Below are 16,550 nucleotides of genomic sequence, written 5' to 3' on the forward strand. Positions count from 1 at the left end.
AACCTCTAGAAATGAGCAATACGAATTGTAATTCAATCTTTGAAATCTTTAGGAGTTATGTATGTACACGGATATTTTTAAATCAATGACAGACCAAACAGAAAAGCAATTTGAACCATACTTCAAGTTCAACAAGCTGATTGCTAAAAATGTAGAGGTTATGACTGAACTGCAAATGAATGCGATGAAGACTTATACAGATATGGGTTTAGCGCAAATGAAAGCGGTCACAGACATTAAAGATGTAAATGGTCTTGCTGCATTCAATAGCCAGCAACTGGCGGTGTTGAGCCAGCTATCACAGCAAATGATGAGCGACAGCAATAAATTCCAAGCTGCGGCGAAAGAATTTAAAGAAGATGTTGAATCGTTGACGACGGAAAACCTAAACACAACATCTGCCTAAATTAAATCGCCACTGAGTCATACGTGTAGTCTTCATGGACTGTATTTGTATGAAGTCAGTGGCGATTTTCCGATCATTGGAGTTAGATTATGTTCCAACACTTCTTTTCGGACTACCTTGTAAAACTTCAGCAAACAAACCAGCAATGGTGGGAGAACTTTGAACAAAGCAAGGAAGCCGCACAGTCACCCCTCAATAAAGCGATGCAAGAGATCAATTTCGAAGATGCATCAAAAATCTTTGAGCAAGCCATAAATCAGCCTGCAGATATGTTGAAATTGCAAACGCAATGGTGGGAACAACAACTGCAAATTTGGCAGAATACGGTCTTAATGGGCAATACCAGTACCATTGTTTCTGAAGAGCGTGATGACAAACGTTTTATCGATGACGCATGGAAAAATGACCCATTCTATAACTTCATCAAGCAGTCTTATTTACTATTTAGCAAAAGCTATTTGGAAACGATTGAATCGATGGAAGGCATTGATGAGAAGACAAGAGAGCGTGTTGCTTTCTTCTCGCGTCAGGCAATCAACGCACTTTCACCGACCAACTTCATTGCGACTAACCCTGAGTTAATGAAGATCACCTTAGAGCGCAATGGTGAAAACCTTGTGGATGGGTTGGAGCAATTACGAGCTGATATTGAATCTAGCGCTGATATTCTCAAGATACGTATGACCAACAACAATGCCTTTAGATTAGGGCAAGACGTTGCGAATACAGAAGGGGACGTGGTATTCAAAAATGAGCTGTTTGAGTTGATCCAATACTACCCAAAGACAGAGCAAGTCAATGCGACTCCAATGCTTATCGTTCCGCCATTTATCAACAAATACTATATTCTTGACCTTAGAGAAAAGAACTCGATGGTTCGTTGGTTGTTAGAGCAAGGGCACTCTGTTTTCATGATGTCTTGGCGCAACCCTAGTGAAGCGCAAAAAGACGTTGAGTTTGGTGATTACGTAACCGAAGGTGTCGTGAAAGCGGTCGCTGCCATTGAGGACATTACAGGTAGAGAGCAAATTAATGCTGCGGGCTACTGTATAGGTGGCACTGTGCTAGCTTCAACGGTCGCTTACTATGCGGCAAAACGTATGAAGAAGCGCATCAAGACCGCTACCTTCTTCACAACCTTGCTTGATTTCTCTCAGCCGGGCGAGGTCGGTGCTTACATCAATGACACCATCATTAGTGCGATTGAAAAGCAGAACGATATGAAAGGGTTCATGGACGGTCGATCTTTGAGTGTTACCTTTAGCCTACTCAGAGAAAACAGCCTCTATTGGAATTACTACATCGACAACTATTTGAAGGGTAGCAGCCCAATGGAGTTTGACCTGTTGTATTGGAACAGTGATAGCACCAATGTAGCGGCGAAATGCCATAACTTCTTGCTCAGAGAGCTCTATTTAGAGAACAAGCTCGTCCAAGATAAGGGTGTGAAAATTGGTGGTGTTTGGATTGATCTTAACAAGATTAAAATCCCTAGCTACTTTATCTCGACGAAAGATGACCATATTGCGTTATGGCAGGGCACTTATCGAGGTGCGCTCAATACAGGAGGCAATAAAACCTTTGTCTTAGGTGAGTCTGGCCATATTGCAGGAATTGTTAATCACCCGAGCAAAAACAAATATGGGTACTGGCTGAACGACAATCTAGATGACTCCGCTCAAGAGTGGTTAGCGAATGCTAAACACAACGAAGGCTCTTGGTGGGTTCATTGGAATAAATGGCTAGTCGGATTTGAAAGTGACGAGCCGAGAGAACCGTTTAATCAAGGGTCCGAGCTCAACCCTGTGATTGGTACGGCACCGGGTGATTATGTGAAACAAGTATTGCCAATAGTCGATGTAGATAAATAGCGATTTTGCTACTTTTCTAACAGAAATAAAAAAGCCACTGTAATCAGTGGCTTTTTAGTATCAACTAAATAGGCAAAAAGTTGATGTTAATTACTCGACTTCTTTATCTTTACCGAATGAAAGAATCCAGATAGAGATAGCAGCAACAACTGCGAAGCCTGAAAGAATGATGAATGGCATCGCGCTGTAACCAAGGATATGCCAAATTACTGATTCTAAAGTACTCATTGCTTATCCTCTTATTGCCAACCTTCAACACCGTGCATGTCAGGCAGTTTATGTGCGATACCTTTGTGGCAATCTACACATGTCTTTTCACCTGAAGCCAGTGCCGTTGAGTGCTGCTTAGCACTGCGTGAACTCTGCTCTGAGAAGTCCATAAACTCAAACTGGTGACAGTTACGACATTCTAGAGAGTCGTTCTTCTTCAAACGAGCCCACTCACGTTCAGCTAAGTGGTGACGACGCTCTCTGAATTTCTCTGGCGTGTCGATCGTTTTAGAAATAAAGTGTGCGTAGAGTTCTTTCGATGCTTGAACCTTACGAACGATCTTGTCAGTCCATTCATGTGGTACGTGACAGTCTGAACAGATTGCACGAACACCAGAACGGTTCGAGTAGTGAATCGTCTCTTGGATCTCTTCAACGATAGGAGCGTGACAACCTGAACAGAATTCTTCTGTGTTTGTTGCTTCCATTCCCGTGTTAAATGCACCCCAGAAAAGAAGACCGCCGGCAAAGCCCATGAACAGCAAAACACCTGCTGCAGCTTTACTTGGCGTCGATAGCCTTTTCCAAAACGTTTTTAATAGTTTCATAAATTCGCCTCTTCTCAGGTACGGATTAGCGAAGAGATTCTACGCGCTGGTATTCATTCTCAACCAATGGTTTTGCATTTGCTTGAGGCACGTGACACTGAAGACAGAAGTATCGACGAGGTGATACGTCAGCAAGAACAGCGTCTTCACGGTTCATGTAGTGAGTAACACTGATCTTAGTTGCACCCATCTCTTTCGCGTTTTTCCAGCTGTGACATGATAGACACTTGTTTGCATTCAGAGATACTTCGTAGCTACGTGTTGAGTGTGGAATCAACGGTGGCTGATAAACGAAGTCGCTTTCCAGTACTTGTTCACGAGGGAACTTTTTAAAGTCATCTGCAGGACGAGTCGATTCAAGTTCGCTAGCACCACGTAGTGATTCTACGCCACCGATACCACCTGGGTTTTCAAGCTCAGCTTGAGCAACACCAGCGATCATTGCACCAACAGATAACAGTGTGATGAGTAATTTTTTCATTATTTATTCTCCGCCGAATGGCTAAATTCTTATAGCGGGCTGCATAAAAGCTGCAGCCCTGACATTCTTAACTAATTAAGCGACTTTTGTGATTTTAACTGGACACTTCTTGAAGTCTGTTTGCTTCGATAGTGGGTCAGTTGCATCAAGGATCAGCTTGTTGATCAGAATGCGCGCATCAAAGAATGGTACGAATACCAAGCCTTGTGGCGGACGGTTACGGCCACGAGTTTCAACACGAACTCGCACTTCACCGCGCTTGTTAGAAATAAGAACTTCTTCACCACGACGAACGCCACGAGCTTTCGCATCAGCAGGGTGCATGTAACACACTGCATCTGGAACTGCTTTGTAAAGCTCAGGAACACGACGAGTCATAGTACCTGTGTGCCAGTGTTCAAGAACACGGCCTGTACATAGCCACATGTCGAATTCAGAATCTGGTGCTTCTGGTGGCGCTTCATATGGTGCAGAGATGATCAGTGCTTTGCCATCTGGCTTACCGTAGAAGTCCCAACCTGAACCTTCTTTCGCATATGGATCAGAACCTTCTTTGTAACGCCAAAGTGTCTCTTTGCCGTCAACAACAGGCCAACGTAGACCACGTACAGTGTGGTAAACATCGTATGGTGCTAAATCGTGTCCGTGGTCGCGACCAAAGGCAGCGTACTCTTCGAACAGACCTTTTTGGATGTAGAAACCAGCTGCTTGCGCATCATCATTCAGCTCTTGAGCTTCAGATAGTGGGTATTTGTTTACTTTACCGTTAGCGAAAAGCATGTCGTACATTGACTTACCACGCCATTGAGGCGCTAGAGCTAGCTGCTCTTCAGTCCAGATCTCTTCCATCTTGAAGCGCTTAGTGAACTCCATGATTTGCCATAGGTCTGACTTCGCGCCTTCTACAGCAGGAACCTGTTGGTACCAAGCTTGGGTACGACGCTCTGCGTTACCGTAAGCACCTTCTTTCTCGATCCACATTGCTGTTGGAAGAATCAGGTCAGCTGCTTGAGCTGTTGCTGTTGGGTATGGGTCAGAACAAACGATGAAGTTTTCTGGGTTACGGTAACCTGGTAGACGTTCATTGTTGATGTTTGGACCAGCTTGCATGTTGTTGTTACACATTACCCAGTAAGCGTTTAGCTTACCGTCGTTTAGCATGCGGTCTTGAAGAACAGCGTGGTAACCCGGTTTTGGTGGGATAACACCAGTAGGGATGTCCCAAATTTTCTCTGCGTACTCACGGTGCTTAGGATTCATTACTACCATATCTGCTGGTAGACGGTGAGCAAACGTACCTACTTCACGAGCAGTACCACATGCAGATGGTTGACCTGTTAGAGAGAACGGGCTGTTACCTGGAGTAGCAATCTTACCAACCAATAGGTGGATGTTGTAAACAAGGCTGTTCATCCATACACCACGAGTATGTTGGTTCATACCCATAGTCCATAGAGACATTACTTTCGTGTTTGGATCCGCGTATTGTTTTGCTAGTTCAATTAGCTTCTCAGGCTCGACGCCTGAAATTTCAGAAGCTTTTTCAACTGTGTAAGGCGCAACAGACTTCTTGTACTCTTCGAAAGAGATAGATGTCATTTTGCCAGAGTTTGGATTCGCAGCAGCTTGCTGTAGTGGATCTTCATCACGTAGGCCGTAACCGATGTCAGTATCAGCTTGCTTGAAGTTCGTATGTTTGTTTACGAAATCCCAGTTTACAGCGTCGTTTTCAATGATGTAGTTAGCGATGAAGTTTGCAATCGCAAGGTCAGATTGTGGGTTAAAGATATAACCTTGGTCTGCTAGCTCAAAAGAACGGTGGTAGTAAGTAGACAGTACGTTTACTTTAACATGTGGATGGCTTAAGCGACGGTCAGTAATACGAGTCCATAGGATAGGGTGCATCTCTGCCATGTTAGAACCCCACAGAACGAAAGAGTCTGCGTGTTCGAAGTCATCGTAACAACCCATTGGTTCATCAATACCGAACGTACGCATGAAACCTACTACAGCAGATGCCATACAGTGACGAGCGTTTGGATCGATGTTGTTAGAACGGAAACCTGCTTTCATCATTTTTGCAGCAGCGTAACCTTCCATTACTGTCCATTGACCAGAACCGAACATACCAACAGATGTTGGGCCTTTCTTAGCCAGTGCTTCTTTCCATTTCTCGGCCATTACGTCGAACGCTTGGTCCCAAGATACTGGTGCGAAATCACCATCTTTATGGAATTTACCATCTTTCATGCGAAGTAGAGGCGTGTTTAGACGATCCTTACCGTACATGATTTTTGAAAGGAAGTAGCCTTTGATACAGTTAAGGCCTTTGTTTACTGGTGCTTCTGGGTCGCCTTGAGTCGCAACCACTTTACCATTTTGGGTACCGACTAGTACCGAACAACCCGTACCACAAAAACGACAAGGCGCTTTATCCCACTTGATTTTTGTTTCATCTGAGCTTGCGATCAGGTTAGCTGCTGTTGCTGGTAGAGTTACACCCGCAACGGCTGCTGCTGATGCAGCCGCGTTTGCTTTCACAAACGCACGTCTTGTCATTTTCATACTTCACCCTCGATTTGAGAATTATTGCTTCCAGTGTCTGATTCTAATTCGTCTAGGCCTGTTTCAACTTGGTGGTAAACCAAAGCAGTGCCTAATACGTTCTGTATATTGTTAATTGCTTCAATAGTGTCAGTGACAAAACCTTGATTTTCTGTTTCTAACACTACGATGATCTTGCCTTCAGGGCTGTCGCCATAAATCTCAGCGTTGTCGAATTTCTCAATTTCTGCTTTGATTTCGGAGAGATGCTCTGGGCTCACATGCACGACTAAACTTGAGATATGTACTTCGTTTAGCGACATAAATTGCTCTCGTTATTTTTATTTATGCATTACTCACAAGGATAGCTGAAGTCGGGCAAACTGCTACGCAAGCACCACATCCGCTACACTCATCTAAATCGATTTTTGGTAGAGCCACACCACCAGCTCTTAGTTGAAACTGTATGGCCATTGGCTCACACATATCACCGCAACTACGGCATTCAACATTCTTTTGGGCTAAACACTTGTCTGAAATAGACGCTTTAGCTTGCCAAGGTGTTTCTTGTTCATTTTTAAAAATGGGTTCGGGACAAACATCGGCACATTGGTAACAGAAGGTGCATTCATCAATTGAGAAGTCGACAGTAGGAAAACCACCATCTCCCAAAACGATGATGCTCGTTTCACATTTATCGATGCACTTTCCACAGCGAGTACAGTCATCAGTAAACTGGCTTAGCTCTTTAATCCAGGGTAAGCGGATTTGGCTTAAGTCGACCTTTTTACGTGAAAACAGACGCCGTTTTGATAAATCTAGCACATGCTCACCTTAAATGTTGCTAAGATGTTGTAATTGTAGACCGTTTGCTCATTAACATCTTGTAATTTATCCTCACATACAGTGTAGTTTTAGAAACATTTGCATAAATACCCCCTAAGGGCTAATTAGGGTTGTATATTGTCTTAGATCAATAAATTACGCGTCGTTAGGTCACATATTGGTTGGAGCTATGAATTTCGATATGTGACAATAATCGCCGTTAAGCTACATTCGAACGATTGGGAATTTCTTTTGCTTATTAAACCCGTTTCATCACTTACCAGTACTATTGCTAAGTCGCTGCTTTTCATCTTACTTTTGTCGGTAGCGACAACAGGGTTCGCGATCTTCACTTTAGCATCGAGCCTCAATGATGCTGAGGCAGTCAATGTAGCGGGTTCTATGCGAATGCAGAGCTACCGTTTGGCTCATGATATTCAAGTACAATCAATCGACTACGATGAGCATATACGAGAGTTCGAAGCATCTCTGTACTCTGAGTCGATGGCAGCCTTAGTCGGTTGGGAAGTTCCGACGCACATCACAGAAGACTACTATTTGATCATTGGTCGATGGCATGAATTGAAACAGGTACTGAATAGCTCAGACAGACAGCACTACTTAGTACTGGTCGAAAACTTCGTTTCTGAAATTGATGGCTTCGTATTTAAGCTTCAAGAATTTTCTGAAAACAAGCTCATCAAATTGGCGTGGGCTGGTGGTATCGGACTGGGTGGGATTCTAGTCATATCTCTTTTTGTTGTTCATTTTGTCCGTAAACAAGTTGTTAAACCACTGCATGCCTTGGTAGCTGCGAGCCATAGAATCAAAAACAGCGACTTTGAAGTTCACTTGGAAGTCACAAATAACAATGAGCTTGGAATATTAACTAAGACCTTCAACTCGATGACTCGAGATCTGGGTGCACTTTATCGAAACCTAGAAGATGTCGTAGATGCGAAAACGAAAGAGTTGCAAAGCGCCAACCAATCACTGCAAGCGCTCTATAACTCATCTCAAGAGTTGCGTGTGACTCGAGTCTCGCCAGAAAACTTTAGAGCTATTCTTCAACATCTAGTGAGTTTGGAAGATATTGAGTCATTGAGGTTAGAGATCTTGGATACGTCAGGGCGCTCTTTTGTACTCGATGAAGGGTATGACGAGAATTCGCACTACGAAAAGTTCGAAATGAAGCTTGATGACAGTGAAATCACGCTAGGTTATTTGTATTGTTGCTATCACCATGGGCATTCAACAAAAGCGCTAATTGATAACTTTATTCGCCTACTGTCACGTGCGGTATACTATAACATTGCACAGAAACAGGCAGAGCAACTGATCATAATGGAAGAACGTGCGACGATTGCACGTGAACTTCATGACTCGCTAGCTCAGTCACTGTCTTATTTGAAAATTCAAGTTACTCTTTTAAAGCGAGTAATAGGCAAACTCCCAGAACATAAACACAGAGAGCAGTCAGAACAGATTGCGCTAGAGCTGGGGAATGGGCTTGCAGAAGCTTATACTCAATTGAGAGAGTTGTTGACGACCTTTAGGTTATCAATCAAAGAGGGTAATTTCGGAGATGCTTTGAGCACCATGCTTGAGCAACTCAGTGAAAGAACAGATGGCACGATTAATCTAACCAATAATCTGTCGTCGATTGAACTTGATGCGCATAGCCAAGTTCATTTGCTTCAATTGATCCGAGAAGCAACCGTAAATGCAATAAAGCACGCCAATGCCGATTTAATCGATGTATGTTGTAACGATGAAAATGGCGAAGTATTAGTCGTGATAAAGGATAACGGAGATGGTTTTGACCATAGTGCCTCTAAGGTGAATCACTATGGCATGAGTATAATGCAGGAGCGCGCGGCAAGGCTGAATGGCGAATTAACGATTGAAACAGCGAAAGGTAAGGGCTGTACAGTCATTCTAAAGTATAAAAGTTTGAAGGAAGTTAATCTTGACGATTTGTAAAGTAATGTTGGTCGATGACCACCCGTTGATGCGCCGTGGTATCAGCCAGCTACTCAGCTTTGAAGATGAGTTTGAAGTAGTCGGAGAAGCAAGCAACGGCACTGATGCAGTCGCAATGGCTCATGAACAAGATCCTGATCTAATCCTATTGGATCTTAACATGAAAGGTATGTCTGGTTTAGATACTCTTAAAGCACTGCGTACAGATGGTTCAAGTGCAAATATTGTGATTCTAACAGTGTCCGATAGCCCTGCTGATATTGAAGCAATCGTAAAAGCGGGTGCTGATGGCTACCTTCTAAAAGATACTGAGCCAGATGAATTGATCGACCTGTTGAAAAAAGCGCACAGCGGTGATAAAGCTTACAGCAGCGTGGTAGCCAATTATTTAAGCGATGCAGCGAGTCGTGAAGACATTTTTGACCAGCTAACTGAGCGTGAAATGCAGATTCTTCAAGAGGTTGCAAAAGGGTACCGCAACAAGCAAATCGCTGATCATCTATTTATTTCAGAATCGACCGTTAAGGTACATATGAAGAGCTTGCTTAAGAAGCTGCAAGTGGCTTCAAGAACAGCCGCAACGGTTCTTTACTTAGAACGCTACGGTGAGATGAAGTAAGTTCATTTCTCTTTTTAAGAGCGATAAATACAAAAACGCCAAACTCACAGAGTTTGGCGTTTTTTATTGGTGTTAACTAAAGGGACACGGAGTTATGCCGCCATTGGTACCAATACTAACGTACCGAAGATAACGGTAATCAGACCACAAATTACTGGCACTGAAGTACGTTTTACTACTTCAAATGGGCTAATTTTACCCATACCTGAAGTAGCTACAACTACGCCAGATACCGGAGAAATCGTACGACCTAAGTTAGATGCTTGAAGCATAGGAATGATTAGGAACGCAGGGTTTAGACCCATTTTCGCTGCTAATGAAGGTGCAAGCTCAACGAATGCGTAGAAAGGTGCATTACCTGAACCTGTAGCGATTGCAGCTGCGACCGTTAGGCCTGTTAGGATAAGCATTAGAGCAATACCACCAGCGCCTGCTGCTTCTGCTAGACCAATCAGGTTGTCGATTGCACCAATAGACATTAGGCCTTGTGCAAATACACCTGCAGCAACCAATAGCATTACCACGCCTTTAAACGCTTCTGCCATACCTTGGTAGCAAGAATCTAGATCTTCGAGGGTTTTTTCACCATCGAACTTCTTAACCACGTAATCAACCAATGCACCCACAAAAATAGAGCCGACAACAATAGTGTAGATATCAAGTTGTAAGCCAGGGATTGTGCGGCCGTTGAATAGGAATACACCAATGATTGGCAAGAATGGTAGAGCTGCGTAGAAAGCTGGCGCATTTGCTTCGATTTCAGATACGTCGATCTTTTCCATTGGCGTGTTCTCTTTCTGGTCGAGGTATTTGTTCCAGAAGAAAGCAGCTGCGGCCATCACGATGATTGCACAGATAGAAACAGGCAGAACGGTTTGAACTGCGAATACGTCTAGAGCTAAGCCTGACTTTTCTGCAGCAATCACAACGTCACCCGATGTTGGAGAAAGAATGATCGCGGCAGGAGAAGCACATACAGCGACAGCTGCAGGGCGAGAAATACCCATTGCCGTCATCATAGGGAATAGGGTAGCCATCAATAGTACGCCTAGACCTGTCGCAGAACTTACCGCAAGAGACATGAGACACGCTACGATGTAAGCCGCAACAAGCAGTGCGTAAGGTGATTTGATAACAGAAAGAGGTTTAGAGAACTGCTTAACAACGACATTGTTTGCGCCGATGTGAGTCATGTAAGAAGCGAAACCACATAGAAGCATGATCTGCATACCTAGACCGCCGCCACGGTACTGAAGCATGTATTTAACAAATTCAAGTGCATCGGTAACCATGTTACCTGTTGATGCTACTTTCGCAGGCAAAACCGTATGACCAATGAGACCAGTGATGAGAAGTAACGCGATACCAGCTGTAAGTAGTACGCCCGCTGCCTTATAGCCTTTAACAATGAAGTAGCCTACGGCAATAGTCACTACCAATCCAATTAAGAGTTCTAACATAGAAATCTCCACTAAGTTTTAAAAAATATAAGAAACTGTTTCAGAATATGTCACTGAATGTACAGAAAAGTGTTCTGTGGCACGAGGTCAAGTTGAAGTTCGCATGATCTAAAACAAATAATTTTTTCGATGTTAAATTCAGCAAATCATAGTGATTAAATAGTGTTGTTTAGATGTTAATAAAAGAAATTAGTAACCAACTAGAACATCGGTCGGATCACCTTGTATTGAATATGTTGCTCATAGGTTGGATTTGTAACTTGCAGGATGAGGAGTGTGATGCTTATGGGAGTTGTGGCTAGATGTGATGGTTAAATGAACAAAAAAGGGGCATAAGCCCCTTTTTCGATTTGTTTATTCGTACTTTGGTTTAACAGCGTTACTCTTCTGGCTCCACCAGTTTAGGTACTTCATTTTCGTAGTGGGGAAGGTCTTTACATGCAACCGATTTACACAGGTGCAGCATAGAATTAGGTGTGACTAACAAAATCTCATCTTTACCGATTGGAATATAAGGCATGAAGTCAGAAGACAAAACAGAGCCTTCACTGATCATCACTTTTTCATAGAAATCTAATTCACGGTCAGGGACTATCTGTTGATGCTGCTCTTCATCCAGAGAAATATGTTTACCAGTAATACTATAAGTGCCTGATGACGTAAAACCGACTTGTCTATCGGTAACATAAAGCAGGTCATAGCTATTATTTTGTTTAAATTCGATATTAATTGAAGAGGCATTATAGATAACGTCATTAGGAGGCATAATAACATTAACTGGGTTGGCTAGATAATGACCTTCTAGCTTAGAGCTAGTGAATATTGTAGCAAGCCACCCAAGAGCAATACCTAATATTGCTACGAATACAATTATCGCGTTATTTTTACTCACACTCTACTCCTGTAAACTCATTAGGAAAGCTAAGTGATTTACCTGTATGATCAATAATGATGTTTCTATCTTCATATTCGTACATAGTAACGTTATAAAGCTCTTTATATTTAATATGATCGCTTGTGATTCTGCAGGTTAGATAATGTGATGTAGTCACGAGTTTAGATACAGAAACTTTTTCAAAGTAGGTGAAGCCTAAATAGGATAGAACGGTGCTCATAATTAATACCAAAGTAATTGGGATTAACTTTATCGGAGTCGTTTTAGGCTGTTCTTCAGGCATTTCAACTTGAGCAACCTCTGGAGTTTCATCCAGCTTTACTTCCACTTTCCCTTCAACGACTCGTCCTGAAAATCGGTAGCCTTTACCACGTTCAGTAACAATTAACAGTCCTGCTTTATCTTCTAGTGCTTTTCGGCAAAGAGAGATGGTTTGCATCAAACTTCCATCTTCTACATAGATGCCTTTTGATTCCCAAACTTGCTCAATGAGAGCTTGGCGAGTGATTACTTGGTTGGGGTTTTTGAAAAAAAACTTGAGTAGTTCAACCTCGTTTGAACCCAAGGTGAAGGTTCGCCCCGTCTTAGGGTGGTGAATTTCGTACTCTTTTAGATCAACTTGTATTTCATCGTTGATAGTAAATTCAGCGGACATACTCTATCTCATTTAATAAATGCCTTTACTGAAATATAACAAAAGACAGCACATTTATAAACAAACCTCATTTGACACTTCTAAACCTCCAAGTTACCGATAAATCGCAATATTTTGTGTGATTGATGTTCTCTGATAAACATTTTTGAGCCTGTTTGAGGTTGTTTAAGGTGCCTAAAAAGGAGGCGTGTTGGATCATTTGGATGTGAAGCTGATTTAGTGGGTGTGATTGAGTGTTCAAGGCTCTTACGTAGTTTCTTCGGCGTCGCGAGTTGAATGATGAATGTATTCCTATCGGTTACGGATGGATGTGCCAAAACACAGCTTTTTTAACATCACGATTCGATTGATCACTCATTGCTGACCACAAATAGGAGAGCTGAACTCAGCTCAAAGTTAACCATGAACCGACGTTTCGGCACTGAGCACAAATATGCTTAAATGAGGAGATGCTTTGTCTATATTTAAAAAATCACACCTTTGTGGATTAATTGCAATCGCACTAGTTGGATGTCAATCTGACGAAAGCACCACACAAGAACCCGTGTCTGTTTTTGTTCCTTACAATGTACAAGAGTTACCTAAGCCAAATGATGGTTATGGCTACGATAATGACGGCACAATCTCAGGCAACGGTGAAAGAGGAGCCTTATTAGCTCTACACGGTGAAGAGTATTATCAAGATTACAACAATTCTTACTCAGCTTTAGATGGGTGGGGTTTGTGTGCGGAACCTATTTTAATTCCTTTGCAGAGCATTAATTCTGATAAGCGATTTCCGTTAGATTCGAATAGCCTACAGGGTAACGTGGTATTAATGGATGATTCTGGTAACGAAATTAATACACAGATATCAGCAGATGGAAGTAATATTAAAATAGAGTGTGAAGCAAGCTTAAAACCTAGCCAATTATATTATGTCGTTGTTACGGATGCTGTGAAAACAGAATTTGGTGAGCCGCTTCAAGCCGACGACAGTTTTACAGATATTCTTTATGGCTTGGTACCGCAAAATGCAAACCAAAATCAAGATCTTCAAGAGCAGATATTAAAAGCCATATCTTTATTTAAAGGCAAAGGCAATCCGGTGTATGCAGCACAATTTAAAACTCAAAGTGCATATTCAACCCTTGATGAGATGCGAAATAACCATGCTCGTGAGAAAACTAAATTTACTTCAGACTTAAAAATCATTGAAGATAATAGAAATAAATATGATCTCTATAAAAGTGTTCTAGAAATTCCATTCTATTTGCCTTTCACAGAGTCCCGTGAAGTGGAATGTACGTTGAGCGAGTTCGACCCAATTGAGTCTTGTCCACCATTGTATGAGTGGATGAAGACTGCGTCGGGTGGTTTTCCTACTGCAGCTGACCCACTACCTGAAGTAGTGGAAACTCAGTCAATCACGACTGATATTTATACCCCAGCGAATTGGGATGGTGTTAGCCAATTACCAACGGTTGTGTTCATCCACGGTGTAACAGCGGATAAATCTGCTGCTTCCTTAATGGCTCGTGATTATACGGAAAAAGGCTACGCTGTAGTTGCTATCGACATGCCATATCACGGTGAGCGTGTTCGTTACGCCAATGACATTGATTCTGATAATCAAGATGACATCGAAATAAGTGCGCGTGCGAACAAGTCGTTCTTCATCAATATCGATTCGCCATTGGCGCTGCGCTCTAACCTACAACAGTCAGTGTCAGATTTCTTGGGTTTGCGATATGCATTGAATGAAGCGTCTTGGGTCGACAAAGATCGAATCCACTTAGTTGGACACTCCTTGGGCGGCATCATGTCGGTGATGGTGAGTGAGTTTAGTCAAAATCGCCCTAAGTTTGCTTTTAATACTGTGAACTTTGTTGTGCCGGGACAAGGGTTAACCAACCTAGTTCTATCTTCTCAGACTTTAGGCCCAGAGATGTCTGAAGCAGTGAAGAAGTCGCCGGACGTACAGCGCAGCATTGCTGAAACCGTGATTCCTGATGTATGTACTTCAGAATCGACCAATCAAACCTGTATTGAAGCCTTGCGCGAGTTCGTTGCTGAGTCTGAAGAGAACGCGATTACAGTGAGTCAGTTAGAAGATGACATCTTTGATTTGATTGTGACTGATCTCAAGCAAGGCGTACAGATGACCATCGATGGTTCAGAGCCAGCAAGCTTTACATCAAGACAGGTAGCAAACCAACAACCAACGCTTCTCTTGGCCGCAGTGGGTAGCTGTGGTGAAACTTGTGACGTAGGTGAAGATTATGTACCAGACAGTGTTGTACCGAACTCTGCACCTGACAACATTCGTACCGGCACTGATCCACTTATCAAAGCTCTAGGTCTGACTCAAATTACTGGATCAACGTTGTTTCCTTTTGAAGGGGAGTACCAATCTCAAAGCCAAACCCGTGGTGTGATTCGCGCAACCACTGGTGGTCACGGAACTTACATGTTCCCGTATGAAGGTACGATGGACGAATCAGGTTTACCTGGGCTACCTGACAATGAGGAGCTTTCATATGTGTGGGATGCAACTAACACTCAACAGGTCGCGGTGGCGTCTATGGTCGTAACAGACGGTCATGCCATCGAAATTGACAACGATGTACACATCGAAACGGAGGTAGCGGACCATGAATAATCGAGTTCTGATTACCTCTACAGTTGCACTTTTGCCATGTGTTACACAGGCGGCGGGCTTTCAACTGAACGCACAATCTGCAACTGGCCTCGGTAGAGCTTTTGCTGGTGATGCTGTGATAGCGGACAGCGCGGCGGTGGTATCCAAAAACAGCGCAGCGATGGCATACATTGATGAGCCAATGCTATCGGTTGGTGCGGTCTATATCGACAGTGAGATTGACGTTTCTAATGTGAGCTACACGCCAATCGTTGGTGATACTGAAACGCTCGACGACCAGTCTCTTAGTCAAGGCACCTTGGTTCCCAACTTTCATTACGTACATCCACTTGGTAATAGCAAGTTCACCCTTGGCGCGACAGTACATTCCAACTTCGGAACAAATGTTGAGTTTGATGACTCATTTTCTGCAAGCGAGTTTGGAGGAAAAACCACACTTTCAAGTGTCAACCTAGGCTTGGCAGTGGCTTATGAGTTATCAGAAAAAATCAATATCGGTGGTGGTATCGATGTGATTTACGGTGAAGGCGAAATCTATCGCAAAGGCCTAGTCGACATTGATGCTGATGGAGTTGGGGTCGGTGTGAACCTTGGCGTTACCTATCAGGTCAATGACAACCATAGATTTGGTGTTGCCTATCGCTATAGCCCAGATATTGAAGTGGAAGGCACCATTACGAAAGGCGGTGTGCCTGCGGATAAGATGAATGTGCCGTTGCCAGACACTATTGAGTTTTCTGGATGGCACAAGCTCAACGAATCATGGGCGGCGCATTACAGTATTCAGTGGGTAAATTGGTCTGAATTCGATGCATTAACATCCGATTCTTATGAAAGCTCCATCAAAGAGTACCAATGGAAAGATGCAGGGCATGTTTCAGTCGGTGCGACTTACACCGCTTCGAGTAAGTTGACTCTGCGTACCGGTTACATGTACGACGCATCACCAACTGACAGCCTGACTTCTTTGTCGATTCCTGACGTAAATCGTCACTGGTTAACCGTTGGAGGTAGCTACGCAATGACACAAAACAGCAGCATCGATCTTGGTGTTGGCATTGTGATGGGCGAGACAGATTACGTCGATGAGAGCTTAACGACGATACCTGGATCTCAGAGCAACATTACTGCTGACGTTAGCGCAGACGCACTGCTAGTTGGTATGCAATACCAGTATCGCTTTTAACCTACCGTTCAAAGAACAACGGTTTCACATTTGAAATACAGCAGGGCTCAATCATGACGTTGAGCCCATTCTCCCAACAACTGGCTGTTATTAGCATTGAATTCAATAGCAGGAAGCTTGTTCAGTTAAAGATAGCTGATACCAATCGTAGTAAGTAACTGGTCAT

Annotated in this window: 15 protein-coding genes; 6 read left to right on the forward strand and 9 right to left on the reverse strand. The window is 43.1% G+C overall.

All coding sequences use genetic code 11. The features are described 5' to 3' along the window. The first annotated feature begins 61 nt into the window (after positions 1 to 61). Positions 62 to 406: a phasin family protein gene (locus L1D60_RS04165; RefSeq protein WP_032552664.1), complete on the forward strand. Its 345-nt coding sequence runs from the start codon at positions 62 to 64 to the stop codon at positions 404 to 406. A gap of 89 nt (positions 407 to 495) precedes the next feature. Continuing rightward, on the forward strand, positions 496 to 2,277 hold the full coding sequence (gene phaC, locus L1D60_RS04170; RefSeq protein WP_239839875.1) for a class I poly(R)-hydroxyalkanoic acid synthase: 1,782 nt from the start codon (positions 496 to 498) through the stop codon (positions 2,275 to 2,277). 90 nt (positions 2,278 to 2,367) lie between these two features. Here phaC and L1D60_RS04175 read toward each other — a convergent pair whose 3' ends face one another. The 6 genes from L1D60_RS04175 to napF all read right to left on the reverse strand — a co-directional run bounded on the left by L1D60_RS04175 (position 2,368) and on the right by napF (position 6,945). Then, the gene (locus tag L1D60_RS04175; protein WP_239839876.1) at positions 2,368 to 2,505 is read right to left on the reverse strand and encodes a TIGR02808 family protein; all 138 of its coding nucleotides are present in this window, start codon (positions 2,503 to 2,505) and stop codon (positions 2,368 to 2,370) included. Positions 2,506 to 2,516: 11 nt separating this feature from the next. Beyond that, positions 2,517 to 3,095, reverse strand: a complete 579-nt coding sequence (locus tag L1D60_RS04180) for a NapC/NirT family cytochrome c (RefSeq protein ID WP_239839877.1) — start codon at positions 3,093 to 3,095, stop codon at positions 2,517 to 2,519. Between the two features lie 25 nt (positions 3,096 to 3,120). After that, positions 3,121 to 3,576, reverse strand: coding sequence for a nitrate reductase cytochrome c-type subunit (locus tag L1D60_RS04185; RefSeq protein WP_239839878.1), 456 nt, complete (start codon positions 3,574 to 3,576; stop codon positions 3,121 to 3,123). Between the two features lie 75 nt (positions 3,577 to 3,651). Continuing rightward, a complete protein-coding gene (gene napA, locus L1D60_RS04190; RefSeq protein WP_239839879.1) occupies positions 3,652 to 6,141 on the reverse strand; it encodes a periplasmic nitrate reductase subunit alpha in 2,490 nt (829 codons plus the stop codon). Continuing rightward, entirely contained in the window at positions 6,138 to 6,443 is a 306-nt protein-coding gene (locus L1D60_RS04195; RefSeq protein ID WP_239839880.1) for a chaperone NapD, read from the reverse strand. The genes napA and L1D60_RS04195 overlap by 4 nt, the downstream gene beginning before the upstream one ends. A 22-nt stretch (positions 6,444 to 6,465) precedes the next feature. After that, positions 6,466 to 6,945 carry a ferredoxin-type protein NapF gene (napF, locus tag L1D60_RS04200; protein ID WP_239839881.1) on the reverse strand — a complete coding sequence of 160 codons (480 nt, stop codon included), beginning with the start codon at positions 6,943 to 6,945 and terminating at the stop codon, positions 6,466 to 6,468. A gap of 252 nt (positions 6,946 to 7,197) precedes the next feature. On the opposite strand from napF, the gene narQ reads away from it, so the two are divergent. After that, a complete protein-coding gene (gene narQ / locus L1D60_RS04205; protein ID WP_239839882.1) occupies positions 7,198 to 8,928 on the forward strand; it encodes a nitrate/nitrite two-component system sensor histidine kinase NarQ in 1,731 nt (576 codons plus the stop codon). Then, a complete protein-coding gene (locus tag L1D60_RS04210) occupies positions 8,915 to 9,547 on the forward strand; it encodes a response regulator (RefSeq protein WP_239839883.1) in 633 nt (210 codons plus the stop codon). Before narQ ends, L1D60_RS04210 begins: the two co-directional genes overlap by 14 nt. A gap of 92 nt (positions 9,548 to 9,639) precedes the next feature. Here the strand turns inward: L1D60_RS04210 and dcuC are convergent, their stop codons facing one another. The 3 genes from dcuC to L1D60_RS04225 all read right to left on the reverse strand — a co-directional run bounded on the left by dcuC (position 9,640) and on the right by L1D60_RS04225 (position 12,557). Further along, positions 9,640 to 11,007 carry an anaerobic C4-dicarboxylate transporter DcuC gene (dcuC, locus tag L1D60_RS04215; RefSeq protein ID WP_032552655.1) on the reverse strand — a complete coding sequence of 456 codons (1,368 nt, stop codon included), beginning with the start codon at positions 11,005 to 11,007 and terminating at the stop codon, positions 9,640 to 9,642. A 379-nt stretch (positions 11,008 to 11,386) separates the two neighbouring features. Continuing rightward, positions 11,387 to 11,899, reverse strand: a complete 513-nt coding sequence (locus L1D60_RS04220; RefSeq protein ID WP_239839884.1) for a hypothetical protein — start codon at positions 11,897 to 11,899, stop codon at positions 11,387 to 11,389. Next, positions 11,892 to 12,557 (reverse strand): winged helix-turn-helix domain-containing protein, encoded by a 666-nt coding sequence (locus L1D60_RS04225; RefSeq protein ID WP_239839885.1) that lies wholly within the window; start codon positions 12,555 to 12,557, stop codon positions 11,892 to 11,894. The genes L1D60_RS04220 and L1D60_RS04225 overlap by 8 nt, the downstream gene beginning before the upstream one ends. A 454-nt stretch (positions 12,558 to 13,011) precedes the next feature. Here L1D60_RS04225 and L1D60_RS04230 point away from each other — a divergent pair, with 454 nt between their 5' ends. Continuing rightward, positions 13,012 to 15,198 carry an alpha/beta fold hydrolase gene (locus L1D60_RS04230; protein ID WP_239839886.1) on the forward strand — a complete coding sequence of 729 codons (2,187 nt, stop codon included), beginning with the start codon at positions 13,012 to 13,014 and terminating at the stop codon, positions 15,196 to 15,198. Then, positions 15,191 to 16,384 carry an outer membrane protein transport protein gene (locus L1D60_RS04235; protein ID WP_239839887.1) on the forward strand — a complete coding sequence of 398 codons (1,194 nt, stop codon included), beginning with the start codon at positions 15,191 to 15,193 and terminating at the stop codon, positions 16,382 to 16,384. The genes L1D60_RS04230 and L1D60_RS04235 overlap by 8 nt, the downstream gene beginning before the upstream one ends. Positions 16,385 to 16,550: the final 166 nt, after the last annotated feature.

It is taken from the genome of Vibrio sp. Isolate30 (assembly GCF_022397975.1).
GTDB classification, from domain to species: Bacteria; Pseudomonadota; Gammaproteobacteria; order Enterobacterales; family Vibrionaceae; genus Vibrio; species Vibrio fortis.